The 16,154-nt window shown below is 59.3% G+C and carries 13 protein-coding genes; 7 read left to right on the forward strand and 6 right to left on the reverse strand.

What is annotated here, in order from left to right:
* Positions 1–66 precede the first annotated feature (66 nt).
* The 6 genes from GOX01_RS06955 to GOX01_RS06980 are packed head-to-tail and all read left to right on the forward strand — an operon-like array spanning position 67 to position 6,113.
* Positions 67–1,353: an extracellular solute-binding protein gene (locus GOX01_RS06955; RefSeq protein ID WP_371858527.1), complete on the forward strand. Its 1,287-nt coding sequence runs from the start codon at positions 67–69 to the stop codon at positions 1,351–1,353.
* Positions 1,350–2,222: a sugar phosphate isomerase/epimerase family protein gene (locus GOX01_RS06960; RefSeq protein ID WP_011252736.1), complete on the forward strand. Its 873-nt coding sequence runs from the start codon at positions 1,350–1,352 to the stop codon at positions 2,220–2,222. The genes GOX01_RS06955 and GOX01_RS06960 overlap by 4 nt, the downstream gene beginning before the upstream one ends.
* Complete coding sequence (locus tag GOX01_RS06965; RefSeq protein WP_011252735.1) at positions 2,219–3,160, forward strand: ROK family protein; 942 nt, start codon at positions 2,219–2,221, stop codon at positions 3,158–3,160. Before GOX01_RS06960 ends, GOX01_RS06965 begins: the two co-directional genes overlap by 4 nt.
* A 9-nt stretch (positions 3,161–3,169) precedes the next feature.
* The gene (locus GOX01_RS06970) at positions 3,170–4,069 is read left to right on the forward strand and encodes a carbohydrate ABC transporter permease (protein ID WP_011252734.1); all 900 of its coding nucleotides are present in this window, start codon (positions 3,170–3,172) and stop codon (positions 4,067–4,069) included.
* Positions 4,066–4,893 (forward strand): carbohydrate ABC transporter permease, encoded by an 828-nt coding sequence (locus GOX01_RS06975; protein WP_024717016.1) that lies wholly within the window; start codon positions 4,066–4,068, stop codon positions 4,891–4,893. Before GOX01_RS06970 ends, GOX01_RS06975 begins: the two co-directional genes overlap by 4 nt.
* Positions 4,890–6,113, forward strand: coding sequence for an ROK family transcriptional regulator (locus GOX01_RS06980; protein ID WP_062269717.1), 1,224 nt, complete (start codon positions 4,890–4,892; stop codon positions 6,111–6,113). Before GOX01_RS06975 ends, GOX01_RS06980 begins: the two co-directional genes overlap by 4 nt.
* Here GOX01_RS06980 and GOX01_RS06985 read toward each other — a convergent pair.
* The 6 genes from GOX01_RS06985 to GOX01_RS07010 form a co-directional block, all read right to left on the reverse strand.
* Positions 6,110–7,102 (reverse strand): CobW family GTP-binding protein, encoded by a 993-nt coding sequence (locus GOX01_RS06985; protein WP_011252731.1) that lies wholly within the window; start codon positions 7,100–7,102, stop codon positions 6,110–6,112. The genes GOX01_RS06980 and GOX01_RS06985 overlap by 4 nt on opposite strands.
* A complete protein-coding gene (locus tag GOX01_RS06990; protein ID WP_011252730.1) occupies positions 7,099–8,589 on the reverse strand; it encodes an amidohydrolase family protein in 1,491 nt (496 codons plus the stop codon). The genes GOX01_RS06985 and GOX01_RS06990 overlap by 4 nt, the downstream gene beginning before the upstream one ends.
* Positions 8,590–8,621: 32 nt before the next feature.
* Positions 8,622–10,064 (reverse strand): M20/M25/M40 family metallo-hydrolase, encoded by a 1,443-nt coding sequence (locus GOX01_RS06995; protein ID WP_011252729.1) that lies wholly within the window; start codon positions 10,062–10,064, stop codon positions 8,622–8,624.
* 79 nt (positions 10,065–10,143) lie between these two features.
* On the reverse strand, positions 10,144–10,665 hold the full coding sequence (locus GOX01_RS07000; RefSeq protein ID WP_011252728.1) for a RidA family protein: 522 nt from the start codon (positions 10,663–10,665) through the stop codon (positions 10,144–10,146).
* Positions 10,640–12,043 carry a purine-cytosine permease family protein gene (locus GOX01_RS07005; RefSeq protein ID WP_011252727.1) on the reverse strand — a complete coding sequence of 468 codons (1,404 nt, stop codon included), beginning with the start codon at positions 12,041–12,043 and terminating at the stop codon, positions 10,640–10,642. Before GOX01_RS07005 ends, GOX01_RS07000 begins: the two co-directional genes overlap by 26 nt.
* On the reverse strand, positions 12,043–14,568 hold the full coding sequence (locus GOX01_RS07010) for a TonB-dependent receptor (protein ID WP_011252726.1): 2,526 nt from the start codon (positions 14,566–14,568) through the stop codon (positions 12,043–12,045). Before GOX01_RS07010 ends, GOX01_RS07005 begins: the two co-directional genes overlap by 1 nt.
* 428 nt (positions 14,569–14,996) lie before the next feature.
* On the opposite strand from GOX01_RS07010, the gene GOX01_RS07015 reads away from it, so the two are divergent.
* Positions 14,997–16,151, forward strand: coding sequence for a histidinol-phosphate transaminase (locus GOX01_RS07015; protein WP_062269721.1), 1,155 nt, complete (start codon positions 14,997–14,999; stop codon positions 16,149–16,151).
* The last annotated feature ends 3 nt before the right edge of the window (positions 16,152–16,154 follow it).

A 16,154-nucleotide genomic window follows, 5' to 3' on the forward strand; every position in this document is an offset into this window, starting at 1 on the left:
CATGGCCACCGCCCTTTCCCAAGGCACAGAAACGCCGTGAAAAAGAGGGGACAAGTCGGACACCCGGTGCGCCGGAAAAATATATGGTCATGGACTCTCTGCGGGCTCCTTCTTGCCGGAACAGCCGCTACTTGTCCTGCCAAGGCCGCCACGCTGACCGTTTTCTGCTCATCCAGCGGAACCGAACTGTCCCTGTGCCATCAGGCCGTCCAAAGCTGGATGGAAAAAACGGGCCATGAGGTCCGGGTCATTGCCCTCCCCTCCGACTGGGGAACGGTCCTCCCGCTCTACCGTCAGCTGCTCTCAGCCCATCATCCCGTCGCCGATGTCCTGATCCTTGACAGCACCTGGATCGGAGCTCTGGCCCCGCTCCTTCTGGACATTCCCCCCACCGACGATGACGCGGCCACCCGGCCGCCGCCCTTTCAGATTGAGGGCCGACAGGTCGCACTGCCGTGGTACCGGGACATCGGGCTACTGTTCTACCGTCGCGATCTGCTTGAGCGCTATCACCTGCCGGTCCCGACACGCTGGAGCGATCTCGAACGAACCGCCACACTAATTCAGAATGCTGAATATCAGAGAGGTCACCCGATCTGGGGCTATGTCTGGCAGGGCCGGACCTCGGAAAGTCTCGTCTGCAATGCCCTGGAATGGGACGGCGCGGAAAATCCCGTCGCAACCGATGGTACAGTCAGAACCAGCCTGCCCGGCCTGCAGCGCGCCCTCGAGCGTGCCACCCGCTGGGTTGGCACAGTCTCGCCCCCGGGCGTCCTCAACTACGACGAGGAAAATGCCCGCGGCATTTTCCAGTCCGGTCATGCAGTCTTCATGCGGAACTGGGTCTATGCCTGGGCCCTCGCCAACAGCCCCGACAGCCCCGTTTCCGGAAAGATCGGCGTAGCCCCCCTGCCCCGAGACACGCAGGATGCCCCGAGCGGCATAGACGGCACAGTCTATCTGGGGATCCCCCGCAATACGGCACACCCTGCCGAAGCCCTCTCCCTGCTGCATTATCTGACCAGCGAGGCCGTTGAACGCCATCAGGCACTTGCCGGAGGCTATATCCCTGCCCGGACATCCCTTCTTGATGATCCTGAAATCCGCAGCGCCATTCCCATCCTGGACACCATTCGCCCGGCCCTCGCCTCCCTCGGACTCCGGCCGGTCGCACAGACCGGAATCGACTATCCCCGCGTCTCGTGGATCATGGCGAACCACTTCAAGGACGCCCTGCGCAGCACACACCCGTCGCCGCAGACGCTCACTTCTCTCGTCTCCTCACTGGAGCAGCTTGCCATGCTCGGTCAGTGGACGCTTTCCAACTCAATGATCGAGAGGCACAGACCATGACCATCCGAACTGCCACTGCCCCTGATGCATGGGGCGTCTGGTACGCCAGTGACCCGAAACAGACCCCGTGGGAGCGTTACCTCGATGAGGTCGCAGCCTCCGGTTACAGCTGGACCGAACTCGGTCCGTGGGGCTATCTCCCGACTGATCCCGCACAGCTTCAGAACGTGCTGTCCAGCCGTGGTCTCGGCCTGTGTGGCGCAGCGGTCGTTCATCCCCTGACCGCACCGGATGCCCTGGAAACCCTGCGTGACAGACTGCGCCCCCTGTGCCGGACCCTGGTCGCCACCAACACGCCTTGGCTGCTGCTGATGGATGATTCAGACGCCTATCTCACCCCTGAAGCCCGGATCGCCACCCCGGAAATCTGGAAACGCATGATGCATGTCATCACGACGGTTGCCCGGGAAATCCGGCATGAGCATGGTCTGCACCTCCTGTTCCATCCCCATGTCGGCACTGCCGTCGAAACCGAAGCGGAAATCCTCCGTCTGCTGAACGACACCCCTGCCGATCAGGTCGAACTCTGCTTCGATTTCGGCCACCACGCCTATACCGGAGCGGATGCACTCGCTTTCATGCGCCAGCACGCATCGCGCATCCCGTATTATCATTTCAAAAATCTGGACGGAGCCATCCATGCCCGGGCCATGGCCGCGGGAACACCTTTCATGGAAGTCTTCCAGAATGGTGTGATGTGTGAACTGGACAAAGGTATTCTGGACTTCACCGAAGTCGTGGATTTCCTGCGCAAACAGGACTTCGACGGCTTCGTCGTGGTCGAGCAGGATATGTATCCCTGCCCCCCTGACAAACCCCTTCCCATCGCACGCCACAACAGAGACGTGCTGAAACGGCTCGGCCTGTGACCCCTTCCCTGTCCCGATCTCCCATTCTCGGAATTGACGTTGGCGCCACCAAGATCGCGGCCGGCATGGTCAATCCGTGTACGGGAGAAATATGCTTCCTCACCCGCATCCCCACGCGGCGTCACGTCGCGCCCGGGGAAATCGTCTCCGACATCACCGCTATCGTGGCACAGGTCATGGACGCGGCCCGGCGGGATCCCCACGGCCCCGATGACATGCCCCGGGCCGCAGGCATTGCCGTTCCGGAACTGGTGGACATCACAGGACAGATCCGGAGCGCCTGGAACTTCCCGCTCCCCGATCTTACCCGCACCATCCACGAACATACCGGCCTCTCCGTCCGGCTGGAAAGCGATGTCCGTGCCGCGGCCTTTGCGGAAGCCCGTTTCGGGTCCGGCCAGTCCTGCGACAGCTTCGCCTATTTCTCCCTCGGCTCCGGGATCAGCTATACGCTGTGCCTGAACGGGCGCCCCTACAGGGGCACACATGGTTTTGCCATCCATTTCGCCAGCTCCAGCCTTGCGGTCCCCACGGAAGACCGCACCCGTCTCAGCATCGCCATCCCCGAGGATTTTGCATCCGGGCTGGGGATGGAGCGTCTGTGGGCCGCGCGGGGCGGCGAAAAACTGAAAGAGGGCGTCCATACGCTCGAAACCCTTGCCGCCGCCGGAGACAGCCGTGCAAAAGGCGTCATCGAGGACGCCGCCGGCATGACCGGTCGCCTCATCGCACAGGCCGTCAACATGCTTGACCCTGAAAAAATTGTTCTGGGCGGCGGTCTTGGATGCTCGGAAGGATTTTACCGCCAGAAACTGGAGGAACATATCCGCGCCAATATCTGGGAACGCTCCTTTGCGGACATTCCCATCCTCATCGCCGGACTGGGGGAACAATCCGGCATCATCGGTGCGGCGCTGAGCGCGCTGGCGGCGGACTGACGATCTCCCATGCTGACTGTCCCGCTTTCAAAACGGTTTGACTGGCGCCCCTGGGCTCTTGTCGCTCCGGCACTGATCGTGCTGATGACAGTCACCGCAATTCCGTTCGCCCGAACGATCTGGCTTGCCTTCCATGATGATCCACACGGCTTCATGCAGGCACAACCGGGATGGAGTCTGACCAATTTCCGGGTTCTGCTTCAGGACAGGGCCTGGTGGACCGCCGTCAGCACAACGCTGCTTTTCGCAGCTGGAGCCGTCATCAGCGAAACCTGCGCCGGTCTGGCGATTGCCATGCTGCTTCAGGGCTACAGTCTGAAACTCCGGGGCATCCTGCTGGCCATTATCCTTCTGCCCTGGGCCGTTCCCTCCGTCGTGGCCGCCCGTCTGTGGAACTGGATGCTCAATGACCAGTACGGCATCATCAACGCGATGCTCGTCCGGCTGGGCCTGCTGCATCAGGGCGTTGCATGGATCACCCATCCGCGCAGCATGGTCGCCGTCATGATCGCCATCGACTTCTGGCAGGCGACCCCTTTCATGGCGCTGCTTTCCCTTGCCGGATTACAGTCCATCCCCACCGATGTTTTCGAAGCTGCAAAACTTGATGGCGCCTCACCCTGGCAGCGCTTCATCTCCATCACCCTGCCCCTCGTCGCCCCCGTCCTGTCCATAGCCGTGCTGTTCCGTCTGCTAGACGCCCTGCGGATGTTCGATCTGGCCAGCGTGCTGTACGGAACGGATATGAGCGGCATGACCCTCTCCGCCTTCGTGCAGAGCCAGATCGTCCAGTTCGGAGCACCAGGCTACGGCGCGGCGTCGGCGCTTGGAACCCTCGGCATCATCGCTCTTGCCGCAGCGCTCTATGGTGTGTGCCTGAAGATTCCAGGGTGGATACGCTCATCGTGAGACTCACAACAGAGATGCTGGTCACAGGACGTCTGGTCGCGATGGCCTTCATCATCCTGCACACGCTGTTTCCACTCTACTGGGCGCTGGTTACGTCATTCCGTCACGGAACCACACTTTTTTCCACAGCCCTCTTCACGTTCCCCGACCTTGAAAACTACAGAAAAGTCCTCGGCGGTCCCGAACTGTGGCGGGAGACGTTCAACTCGGTCCTGTGCGCCGGTTCCGTTACGCTCCTCTCACTCCTACTCGGCATTCCAGCAGCCTATGCCCTCGGTCAGATGAGTTTTCCCGGGCGCCGGCTGGTGCTTGGCCTCCTGCTGCTCTGCTCGATGCTGCCCCAGATCGCCATCCTGTCCGGCCTGTTCGAACTGATCTCGGCCATGGGGCTGTATGATCACGTCGAAAGCATCATTTTTGCCGACCTGTTCTTTGCCCTTCCCTTCACGATCTGGTTATTGACGGGTTTTTTCCGGGACCTCCCCCCCGAACTGGACGACGCGGCAAAACTGGACGGCTGCAGCCTGATGCGCCGGATCTTCAGCATTCACCTGCTCCTGGTCTGGCCGGGAATTGCCGCCACAGGACTGCTGAACATCATGACGTGCTGGAACGAGTTTCTTTTTGCCCTGACCTTCACACTCAACGACTCAGCCCGTACCCTTCCGGTCGGTATCGGACTGACTTCCGCTCCAGGCCGGTTTGAACTTCCTTTCGGGACCATCATGGCCGCATCCCTTCTCGCAACCCTCCCCCCGATCCTGCTCGTCCTGTTCTTCCAGAACCGCATTGCCTCCGGCCTGACTGCGGGGGCTGTCAAATGAACGAAAACACCCGATCCGACGGCGCCGGGCAGGCCTATTCCCGGATCTACAACCGTCGCCTGATCTTCGAACTCCTCCATCAGGCCGGGCCACTGAGCCGGGTGGACATCGCGGACCGTATCGGCCTCAAACCGCAGACAATTTCCGGCATCACCCGTGAGCTTCTGACACAGGGCCTCATTCACGAGGTCGGCAAATCCGTGGGCCAGCGCGGACAGCCCCAGACCTATCTCGCCCCCAATCCCGACGCCGGATATTCGCTGGGCATGCATGTCGATCAGGGACGGATCTCGATTGTCCTCGGCGATCTTCTGCTGAACATCCGCCAACGGATCGAATGGGTCGGCGAGACGACCGATCCCGCAGCCACGACGACCGTCATGGCACAGCTTGCAGAGACCATGATTCTCGAAAGCGGGATCGAAAAGCAGAAGATCTGGGGCATTGGCCTCGTCCTTCCCACACTCAACGCGGATACCTACGAAGCCGAAATGACCATGCCTGGATGGGATCTGTGGCGTGGTTTTGACGTGGCTGGAAAACTCGGATCCCTTCTGGACCTGCCCGTCCTGATGGAAAACGACGCCACCGCGGCCGCCATGGCCGAACTGTTCTCCCATCCCGGAACCCCGCCCCGCAATGCCGTTCTGGTCTATATCGGATATGGCACCGGGGCAGGCATCGTCGTGGACGGAATGCCCATGAAAGGCGCCCGCGGGAACGCAGGTGAACTCGGCCTTCTCCCGCTGCCTCTCTGCCTCCCCGACAGTCCCGGCGGCGTGATCGATGACCAGCTTTCGCTCCATGCCATCGCCCGCATGCTGCACTGCCCGGTGGCGGAACTGACCCCCGAGACGATCGGCAACATGCATGCCAGCCGTGACAGCACCCTCATGCACTGGATGGAAACAGCGACGAAGACCCTCCGCTTCCTCGTAGCAATCATAGAAACCGCATTCGATCCCGAAACGATCTTACTGAGCGGCGGATTCCCGGAATCAGTCCTTTCGGCACTGGTGGAACGGGCCTACCCCCTTCTGCCCTCGCTGAGTGCAACCCGGGATCGCGAATTACCGCGCCTCACCACAGCGACCCTCCTCACAGATGGCCCCGTAATCGGCGGAATGACATTGCCAGTCTTCGTCAACACAAAACCGAATTTCCGCCATCTCTACATACGCCAGGTCGGCAGCGACGAACGCCCGTTCGATCATCGCTAAGGATTTAGTCCCGCATTTCGAGAGGCCCTCTCTCTCATAGCGTCAAGATCATCCTTCAGCGCCTGCGGATCAAACATCCCTTTCCGACCAATGAACACAAGTCGGGTGTCGGGATCGGACCGGGCCTTCTCGGGTGCCCGCCCGATGGTAATCCGGGACCCTGTCATCTGAAGCAGCAATGCACGCTTTGGAGCAGTCGCGAGATAGAGGATGCCTTTTGCCCGAAGCAGCACCGGAGCATGGCGTTCGATCACCGCGCGAAATCCCGTCAGGTCCAGCGGAAACTCCCGTCGCCACTCCAGGCTGACGAAATCATCGTCAATGCTCTCCCCTTCAGACCGAAAAAGGGATTTTTCCGTTTTCCGATCCAGGGGACGAAAAAGCCCCTCATGCATCAGCAGGCTGCCTGAAAAAGGCAGGACCGGTATCCCGCGCCCGATCTCCCGAAGTTGGTCTTCTGCATCCCTGACACCAGCTTTTCCAAGCTCGTCCGTATGGGAAAGAACGATCATGTCCGAAGACAGGATCTGCTCTTTCCACAAAGGATCTTCAGTCACCCTGGCCTGCGCGACCACATCGGCAGCGTTCACGACACAGATCACCCCTTCAAGGGCCGCATACTGCCAGAGAATGGGATCTGCCAACGCCCTGCGCATTTCCTGAAGCTTCGAAACCCCGCTGCATTCGATAAAAATGGCCTCAGGCAACGGCCGACGGGACAGAACCATTCTCAGCGTAGAGAACAGATCAGCCTGCAGGGAACAGCAGATGCAGCCATTCCTCAGCGCCAGCACGTCCTCATCCCGCCGCTCCACCAGCAACCCGTCGATATCAATCGCGCCGAAATCATTGACGAGAATGGCAAGACGCCGATGCTGCTGCGCCCTGAGCAGTCGGTTGAGCAGCGTGGTTTTCCCGGCACCAAGAAAACCGCCCACCACGTGCACCGGAACGGCCGCAGCCTCTCCCAGGCCAGCTTCCCGGCTCACACCACCCCGCAATACCCACGGACGGGCTGTCCCGGAAAAGCGTCCCGGTTGAGTTCGCCCCCGGAAATCACGGACTGACCATTGACCAGAAGATAACGAACCCCTTCCGAAGGGCGGTTCATGGCCGCGAAATCCGCACGATCCGTAATCGTATCGGCATCGAACACGACAATATCGGCATCACACCTTTCCTGAAGGCGCCCCTTCCGGCGCATCTGCGGGGAAACCGTCTCGAGGATTTTCGCGGGGCCAAGCGAACAGCGCCGCATGGCCTCGCATAACGAAACCCTGGAGCGCTCACGCAGATATTCCCGCAAAAACCGCGAAAAAGTCCCCGACGAACGGGGATGGGCCACCGCCGTCTCAGGCAAAGGCCAGTCCAGCCCCTCGTAAACGGAACCATCCGGAAGCGTCCAGGGCATGGCATCCGAGGCAATGACCCCGCCCGGATAAAGAACCGACACATCCAGCAGATCCTGCGCCGACGGATCGCTCTCCACATCCAGAAAATGCCAGAGCACGAGCGTATCAGGCCGCTCCCGCTGCACGTCCAGAACCTCTTCACGGCTTTCGAACCGATGCCCGTCATCGACCCGCTGGATTGCCGTATAGGGACTGCCCGTCCGCTCCCGGAACGCCGCCTCACCAAAAAGCGGCGACCCGATCACCGTGGAACCCGTTCCATACGGATAGGCCTCGACCGTGATGTTCAGCCCCTGCTTCTGTGCCGTGGACACAAGCTCCGCCGCCTGCCGGATATCCAGCAGACTCGTGCTGTTGAAATGACAGATATGCATGTGCGCGCCGGTCGCACCTGCATAGCCGATCAGACGGGTATAGGCCTCGATGGAACTGCGCGGATCGATATTCGAGGAGTAGGCGATATGCGTATAGGTCGGCACCTCATGACGCTTCGCCAACGTACAGAGATCCACGAGTTCCTTCGCCCCGACGCCGGGAACATAGGCATGGGGAATACCGATCCCCAGCCCCCCTTCCGACAATCCCTGCCCGACCAGCGACAGAATATCCCGCAGCTCCGAAGAACTCGCCGTATTCTCGCTCCATCGGGGATCATCGTAACACTTCCCCATGAACGAAAGAGAAGGCTCCACCGGCCGGCCGATCATCGCGCTGATCCGCGCAAAGGCCCACGCCACCGAGGCCCCATAATTCAGAACCCGGCCACGCTCCTGCTGGCGGGCATACCAGTTAGAAACCGGCAGAATCCCGACTTCCAGTTCCAGAGATGTCGTCACCCCGTCAAACGCCTGCATGCGATCGGAGGCCACACATTGCCCATGGGCATGAAGATCAATGAAGCCGGGAGCCACCACGAGCCCCGTCGCATCGATTTCACGCTGCGCATTGCCAGAAAAAGAGCCGACACGCTGGATGATCCCGTCCTGGACCGCCACATCGCCGACCTGCTCCAGCCCCGTTTCCGGATCAACCAGCAGACCATTACGGATCACGAGATCAAACACGTGCGCCCCCTTTCACGACGTCCGGCCTGCCCTCAGTGAGACAGATCCGAAAACAGCACCAGCAGATCCTCGATGGCAGGCGCAATGCTGGCCACAGGCGTGCGCTCGTTCAGGCCATGCATGAAGGAATCCGAGTTCTTGATGAAAATCGGACTGATCCCGTAGCTCGGCACATCATGGAAGCGGAACCACATGCTGTCACTCGCCCCTGAAGACAGCGCCGGGAAAACGGCAACACCCGGATAGGCGACCTGCATCCCATGCTCGATCGCCTTGATCACATCCGGACGCATGGGCGATGCGGCAGTCTGAACCGATCCTTCCGTCGCATCCTCGATCTTCATGGACGGATCCTGCGCAGCCTGGCGCAGTTCTTCCATGATGGCCGCGCGAGGGTGGCCCGGGAAAATCCGGCAGTTGATATCGGCCGTCACCTTCTGCGGCAGGGCATTCAGCGCATGCCCCCCCTCGATCATGGTCACGACGCAGGTCGTTCCGATGCGGCCAATATAGGACGGGTCTGAAGACAGCGTGCGAATGGCTTTTTCATCTGCAGGGTTTTTCGCAAAAGCCTTCATGGCAGCAGCCATTTCCGGCTTTTGCCAGCGCGCAGCATTCAGGAAATAACTGCGGCTGAGCTCGTTAACTTCCGGTTTGAAACGGTGCTGCTGGATCCGCAGAAGATCAGCCGCAAGCTCGTCGATCGCATTCACCGGACGCGGCTCGGAAGAATGCCCCCCCGGATTGGTCACGGTCAGGCGGAAATCGGCATAATTCTTTTCCGCACCTTCCCAGGTGAAATAATCCGGCTTGCCCGTCTTCTCATCGAGCGTCCCGTTCGCGCCGTCCATGTTCAGCACCAGTTCGGCATTGGAGAGCTTGTCCGCGATGATGGCACCCGTCGCCATCGTGGTCTCTTCATCCCCCGAAAACTCGATGATGATATCGCGCCGCGGCTTGTACCCCTCGCGTTTGAGCTCCAGAAGAGCAGCAATCGCCAGCGTGTCATCCAGCTTCATATCCGTGGAGCCGCGGCCCAGAAGATAGCCGTTCTCGATCTGCGGCTTGAACGGATCATGCGTCCAGTCCGACGCCTTGGCTTCCACAACGTCCATGTGCCCTGAAATCACCAGAGGCTTGAGGGACGGATCCTGCCCCGGCCAGCGGGCGATCAGATAGGCCGTGTCCTTGTAAGGCGTGATCGTAATATCGGACGGGGCGAAACCGCCCTTGACCAGCGCATCGCGGAACAGCGCAGCCACTTGCGGCGTCTGGTTCCCCGGCCCAGCGACCGAGCGCAACGCAATGGATTTTTCAGCCAGCTCCAGAGCCTGGTCCGCCGCAGCCTGATGATCCGCCGGCGCACTCAATGCCTGGGCCACGGTCAGATCACCGGCCAGCAGCAGAAAGCCGCTTTTCAGCAGAGCCTTGCCCATCCGCTTCCGAGAAAGCCGCGTCCGCTTGAATACGTTCATGCCTTACCCCTTTTGATGCCCTGAAAATCCAGAGATGAAACCACGATCAGACGCCGCCTTCCTACTCCCGGCGGGAACATCATTTCGCAGGAAAACGTTTTTTATTCACATCGTTCCTCGATGCCACCACATCGATTTCGACCAGCCAGTGCTGATTGGTCAGATGAGGAACCTCGATAACGGTCCGGGCCGGAAAACCGCTTCTGAACCTGGCCCGATAAGTCTGCATCATGCCGTCGAAATCCATGTGGCCCAGCCGCGGATCAGCCACCAGATAGACATGCATCTGTACGACATCCTGCAATGTCATCCCGAAATGCCCCAGCGCCCCCGAGATCTGATCCAGCGCACTCCGGGTCTGCTCCGCGGTTGTCGTGCCGGAAGCCCTGTCCGGCGCAGGCCCCAGACCGGAGACATAAACTGTCTCCGCTCCTGCCGGGACCTGAACAGCCGCCGAAATCGGAAAATCATCCTTCGGATCAGAATAACGCTGCACGCCCTGCGCCGACGCAACCTGCACACTCCCCGCTACCCCGACAGCAAGCAGAGCAACCTGACACCACCGACGCCGCATATCAGCAGGAAGAAGGACGGGAGACATCACCGACACTGCTCCTTCGGGATACGACCGCATAGAACAGGCTGGTCACAACAAGACTGACCAGCCACGAAACATCCACCTTGTGAAGATAGGGGACGAAAAAGCCCGTGAAGAATTCATTCTTCAGAAACGGGATTTCAACGAGTACGCCGAGAACATAACTTCCGACCGCAGCCCAGTTGACGTAGCCGTATATGCCCCCGTCCTTCCGAAAAAAGGACTCAACATCATAATCGCCATGACGCAGAACGTAGTAATCGTACAGGTTGATTGCCGTCCAGGGCACCATGACCGCCATCAGGATATCCAGAAAAGCCGCATAGGACTTCATAAAACTGTCCGCCATGCCCAGCGCGAAAAACAGCGACAGACCCAGCAGTGCGCAGGTCAGGACAACCCGGCTTTTCAGCCCGGCCCGCCATGCAGGCAGAAAGGTCTGGATGATCGTGATGCTCGACAGCGCCCCGCAATAGACACTCATGGCATTGGCCAGGGCAATGGACAGGGACAGAACCACCAGCACCGGCGCGCCCCACACTCCCGCCAGATGACCCAGCGACTGCACCACACTTTCGCCAGGCCATTGCAGGACCAGAAAGGCCCCCAGGACCATCGGCAGGATCGTGCCCAGCACCGTCCCGCCGTAACTCGCCCAGAACGTGTTCCGGACGGACAGACTGTCCTCAGGCAGATAGCGCGATGAGTCGGAAACATACGGCGCATAGGCAATCTGCCAGAGTGCCGCGATCGAAAACATGCCGCAGAAACCGGCGACCGAGCCATGCAGTTCCGTCAGAAGCGTGACCGGCATGTGCCAGAACCCGACCACCAGACAGTACATGACCGCAATCCCGGACAGCCAGGTCACGGCCTTCGAACACGCATGGATCGCCCCATACCCCAGAATACAGGGAACGAGACTGATAAAGGCCAGCAGCAGAACGGCCGGGACCCGCCCCAACACAGGCAGGGCATCGTCCAGAGCCTCACCACCCACGACACAGTTCGAAGCCGCGAACCCGATATACATCAGCACGACCAGAACAATAATCGGAACTGCTCCCCAGACGCCGAACTGTCCGCGGCTCTGCACCATCTGCGGCACACCCAGAACCGGGCCCTGCGCGGCATGGAGCGCCATGAAAACCGCGCCCACCAGATTGCCGGCAATCACCGCGACAATCGCCCAGATCAGGGACAGATCGAAGATCTTTGGTCCCAGCGCCCCGGTTACGATCGTCAGAAGCGTCATGTTCGTACTGAACCAGACCGTAAACAGGTCGCGGACACGTCCATGCCGGTGTTCCGTCGGGATCCGATAGATCGTATGAACCTCGACGGACTGGTGGAATTCAGCCCTGCGCACCTGTTCCGTCATCAGAATTCCGCCTTGAGCGTGCCATAGTACTGACGCGGCGCGCCCACAAGGAACGACTGGTAGTCGCCCGACATCGGCACACCCGTCTCACCCATCGTGGAAATATACTTCGTGTTCGTCAGGTTATAGACATTGAACTCGAAGGTCAGGTTCTGGACGAAATCCAGACTTCTGGAATATTTTCCAAGGTTGCCGAAACGATACCGCGCACCCAGCGTCTCAATCCAGTAAGAGGGAATTTTCATATCCCCTGTATAGCTGTAATTGCGCGTGCCAAGGAACTGGGTATCGAGATGCGCGGAGAAGTTCCGCCACTCATAGGCCAGGCTCGCCTTGTACATGAAGCGCGGATAGGCAACGATCTGCTGCCCCTTGATGTGATAGGTCGTTCCTGCTTCCGTAACGTTGTTGTCATAGGTTGCATGGTTGTAGCTGATGCTGTTGTACAGCGAGAGTCCCTTGATGGGCATCAGCGTCAGACCGGCATCCACGCCATTCATGGTCACGCCACCCACATTCGCAACCGTGGAAACCGGGTTGACGATTGAACCCGACGTCACCTGCTGCAGGCGATTGTGGAAATTCGTTCTGTAGGCATGCACGGACGCCAGAGCGTATTTGTGTGTGAAACGATAGCCGACCGCAAAATTCCAGTCCGTCTCAGGCTTCAGACCACCATTCTGCAGCAGCTGGTTATACGCGGACTGTGAAACGGAAAAGGGCGACGCTCCTTCCTTGAAGGCCTGGACAGGATAGGACTTCACGTTCTCCGCGATATCGAAATAAAGCTCATGATGCTTCAGGAAATGCCAGTCTCCGCTGATATGCGGCAGGAACGCCTTGGCCGTCGTAATGCTGCCACCTGCAATCTGGCCAACACCCGTATAGCTCTCATCATTGGCATACTGCCCACCCCGCACCGTCTGCAGAAGCGACTTGAAGCCGAAATGCAGGGAAAGGTTGGGCAGAACGTGATACGTGTCCTGAACGAAAGCCGTAAAGCTGTTGGAATTAAGGTTCTGCCCCCATAGCGTGGCATAAGGATCGGGAAGTTCCCCGACCGAATTGACAGGCTTGGCCTTCCCGGATTCCACATCCGAAAGCAGCGGCTCCTGATACCCGAAACGTCCCACATCCGTATGGAAGTTTTCATACCAGACGCCACCGCTGATATCATTATGTGCGATCTGGTAATGAAGCGCAGACGTAAAACCAAAGCGCTGGGAATGCGTCACGGTCGCCTGGTCGATCAGCGGCGCACCATTGGGAGAAGAAACATACGGATTGGCCCAGGTTCCGCGCAGATACTGCCCGTGACCGTACACCACACTTTCCCAACGCAGCCGATCCGTCAGGGCCAGATTGGCTTTCAGACCGCCCAGATAATCACGCTCAACCAGTGCGCCATCGTAATAGGATGCATCCCACGGATCGGACATTTTGGAATAACCCGCCGGCAGCGCACCACCCGGCAGACCATTTGCCGAAAGCGCGGACAGATAGGCTTTCTTATAGGCGTTGGGCGTGCCGTAAAAGTTGTCGATCCCGTAGCCGCCATTCTTGAGCATGTCGAAGGACATGTCCTGATACAGATAGCTCTGCGTCAGGTTGTAATCGAAGAAAGACGAAATACTGCTGCGCTCACCAATCGGCTGGACAAACTTGGCGTTGACCTGCTGACCGAACTGGTCCCCGCCCCCTTTCCACTTATCCTGCGAATTGCGCATGTAGGAGACGTAAAACCGCGTGCCGCTCTTGTTCAGATCGCCACTATCCATCCGCAGAATCGTATGAAATCCGCTGTTTGACCCGAATGTCTGTGACGCCAGACCACCCGCCTTGTGCTTGGGATCGGAAGAAACATACTCGACAGCACCACCCAGATTGCTGGTGCTGGCAACGGATTCAGCCCCGGCCCCCATGGAAACATCCATCCGCCCGACATTCTCGGCCGAGATCGCATTGACGGAGTTCAGACCATTGAAGGTATGGAATTCCTGATCGCCCAGCGGAATGCCATCCAGCGTCATGCCGATCTGGTTCTGCAGGAAGCCATGCATATAGAACTGGGTAGACCAGGTATCCATGCCCTGCGGATCATCGGACTGGAACATGACGCCCGGCTGACGCGCCAGAACCTTGAGCGGATTGGTGCCCGGCACCGCGTCTGCCAGCGCTTCGGAAGATACGGTCGTAACGGCACCGTGAGGAACGTGATGGGCCGTCACCTGCATGCTCTCGCTTTCCAGCGCCTCACGCGCCGTCGCACGACGGGCCCGCGCGGCTTTCGAACGGACAGGTGCTACCGGAGCAGCCTTACCAGGATTGTGATGGACGACGGGACGGGTCTGCTTCTTGGGATCTGCGGCCTGGGCCGCGCAGCAGGAAAATGCCGTCGATGCGAGGACCCAGACCAGAAACGAAGATGCACCCTTTCGTTTCAGATCCGGCTGAGATCTGCTTCCTGAGACGGGAAAACAACAGGCATCCTGATCCGGTGATGGAATGTTATTCTTGGACATCATATTCCCGTACTTTCCCAAAGCAGTCGTTTGAAGGAGACACCATCAGTCACTGACAGGCTACAGAGGAAACCGAAAGGCATGCGGCCTTTTCGGGATAGACCATGTCATTCCGGAAAAAGGTTGTCTATGTCTATTCTGATATCGAACTGGTTTTTTGGAAATTCTTCCCCTTCAGCAGACACCATACCGACATCATTTTTCGCCCCAAACGCCTTAAAATATCCCCTTCTATCAATATCCTATTCTCTAAGATCGCGCCCTTGTCCACAACGGAAAACACCCCTGAAAAAAGCGCGTGAAAAGGCCTGAAAAACACATCCTGAGCCCCTTCAGCCTCTGGATATCCCAAAGAATCTATGGTTGTATTTACAAGTTAAATGATCCCGTCCCACACAGCCCCCAGCCCCTTCTTCCCGTGGAGCCATCGCATGAACACCGCCCCTGAATGCCGGACCCCTCCCCTCTCCCTGGCCCGGGCTGAAGTCCGTCAGCTGCCGGTCTATAATGCGGGCCTGTCAGAAGACGCCGTGCGGGCAAAATACGGCATTCCGCGGATCACCAAACTGGGCAGCAACGAAAACCCTTATGGGCCGTCTCCCGCGGCTCTGGAGCACTGGACCGAAATAGCCTCCAGCCTGTTCCGCTATCCGGACGCTTCTGCCGAGGGGCTTCGGGAGGAACTGTCCCGTCAGACCGGAATCGACACGGACCGGATTGTTATCGGAAACGGTTCCGAACAGATCATCCGCATGATCTGTGAAGCCTTCCTTTCCCCCGGAGACCGCCTCGTCACGGTCCTGCCGTCCTTCGGATTGCATCTGATCTGGCCACAGATGATGGGCGCCAGGGCAGAAGCCATCCCCATGACGGCAGATGCCCGTTTCGACCTGCCGCAGCTCCATCAGGCCGTAACATCCGATCCCCTCAAGGTCCTGATGTTCTCAAACCCGTCCAATCCCGTCGGCTGCCTGATGACAGGCGACGCCATGCAGAACCTGATCGACGCCTGCCCGGCGGACACGCTGATCGTCATCGACGAAGCCTACTGGGAATATGCGCGCTCCAGCCCGGATTATGCCGACAGCCTCACCATCCTCAAAAACCAGTCGCGCCCCTGGATGGTTCTGAGAACATTCTCGAAAGCCTATGGCCTGGCCGGACTGCGCGTCGGCTACGCCCTGACATCTGATCCCGGCCTCACCGCCGTCATGACCCGCGTCCGCGATCCGTTCAACAGCAACAGCGCAGCGCTGGAAATGGCCCGGCTGAGCCTGCTCGATCAGGAGCACATGCACAAAACGGTGGGCGCAACCCTGGCCGAAGGCAAAGCGCTGAAAGCGGCTCTGGAAGAGCGCGGTTATTTCGTCGCACAGTCCTTTGCCAATTTCCTGTTCTTCAACGCCCGCGAATCCGCTTCAGCCCTCGCCGAACGCCTTCTCGAACAGGGCGTCATCGTCAAACCCTGGAAGGAAAAGGGCTACGAGACCTGGATCCGCGTCAGCATTGCGCGTCCTGAAGACAGCCAGGCCTTCCTTGCCGCCCTCGATCGCGTCCGTCAGCCCTCACACTCCTCCGCAGCCTGAGAA

It is taken from the genome of Gluconobacter oxydans (assembly GCF_006539685.1).
GTDB classification, from domain to species: Bacteria; Pseudomonadota; Alphaproteobacteria; order Acetobacterales; family Acetobacteraceae; genus Gluconobacter; species Gluconobacter oxydans.

Bases quoted from the DNA above. Each gene is read 5' to 3' on its own strand.
- GOX01_RS06960 (WP_011252736.1), top strand. From the start codon at position 1,350: ATGACCATCCGAACTGCCACTGCCCCTGATGCATGGGGCGTCTGGTAC.
- GOX01_RS07005 (WP_011252727.1), bottom strand. From the start codon at position 12,043: ATGACGGAACAGGTGCGCAGGGCTGAATTCCACCAGTCCGTCGAGGTT.
- GOX01_RS06995 (WP_011252729.1), bottom strand. From the start codon at position 10,064: ATGAACGTATTCAAGCGGACGCGGCTTTCTCGGAAGCGGATGGGCAAG.
- GOX01_RS06980 (WP_062269717.1), top strand. From the start codon at position 4,890: ATGAACGAAAACACCCGATCCGACGGCGCCGGGCAGGCCTATTCCCGG.
- GOX01_RS06970 (WP_011252734.1), top strand. From the start codon at position 3,170: ATGCTGACTGTCCCGCTTTCAAAACGGTTTGACTGGCGCCCCTGGGCT.
- GOX01_RS07015 (WP_062269721.1), top strand. From the start codon at position 14,997: ATGAACACCGCCCCTGAATGCCGGACCCCTCCCCTCTCCCTGGCCCGG.
- GOX01_RS07000 (WP_011252728.1), bottom strand. From the start codon at position 10,665: ATGTCTCCCGTCCTTCTTCCTGCTGATATGCGGCGTCGGTGGTGTCAG.
- GOX01_RS07010 (WP_011252726.1), bottom strand. From the start codon at position 14,568: ATGATGTCCAAGAATAACATTCCATCACCGGATCAGGATGCCTGTTGT.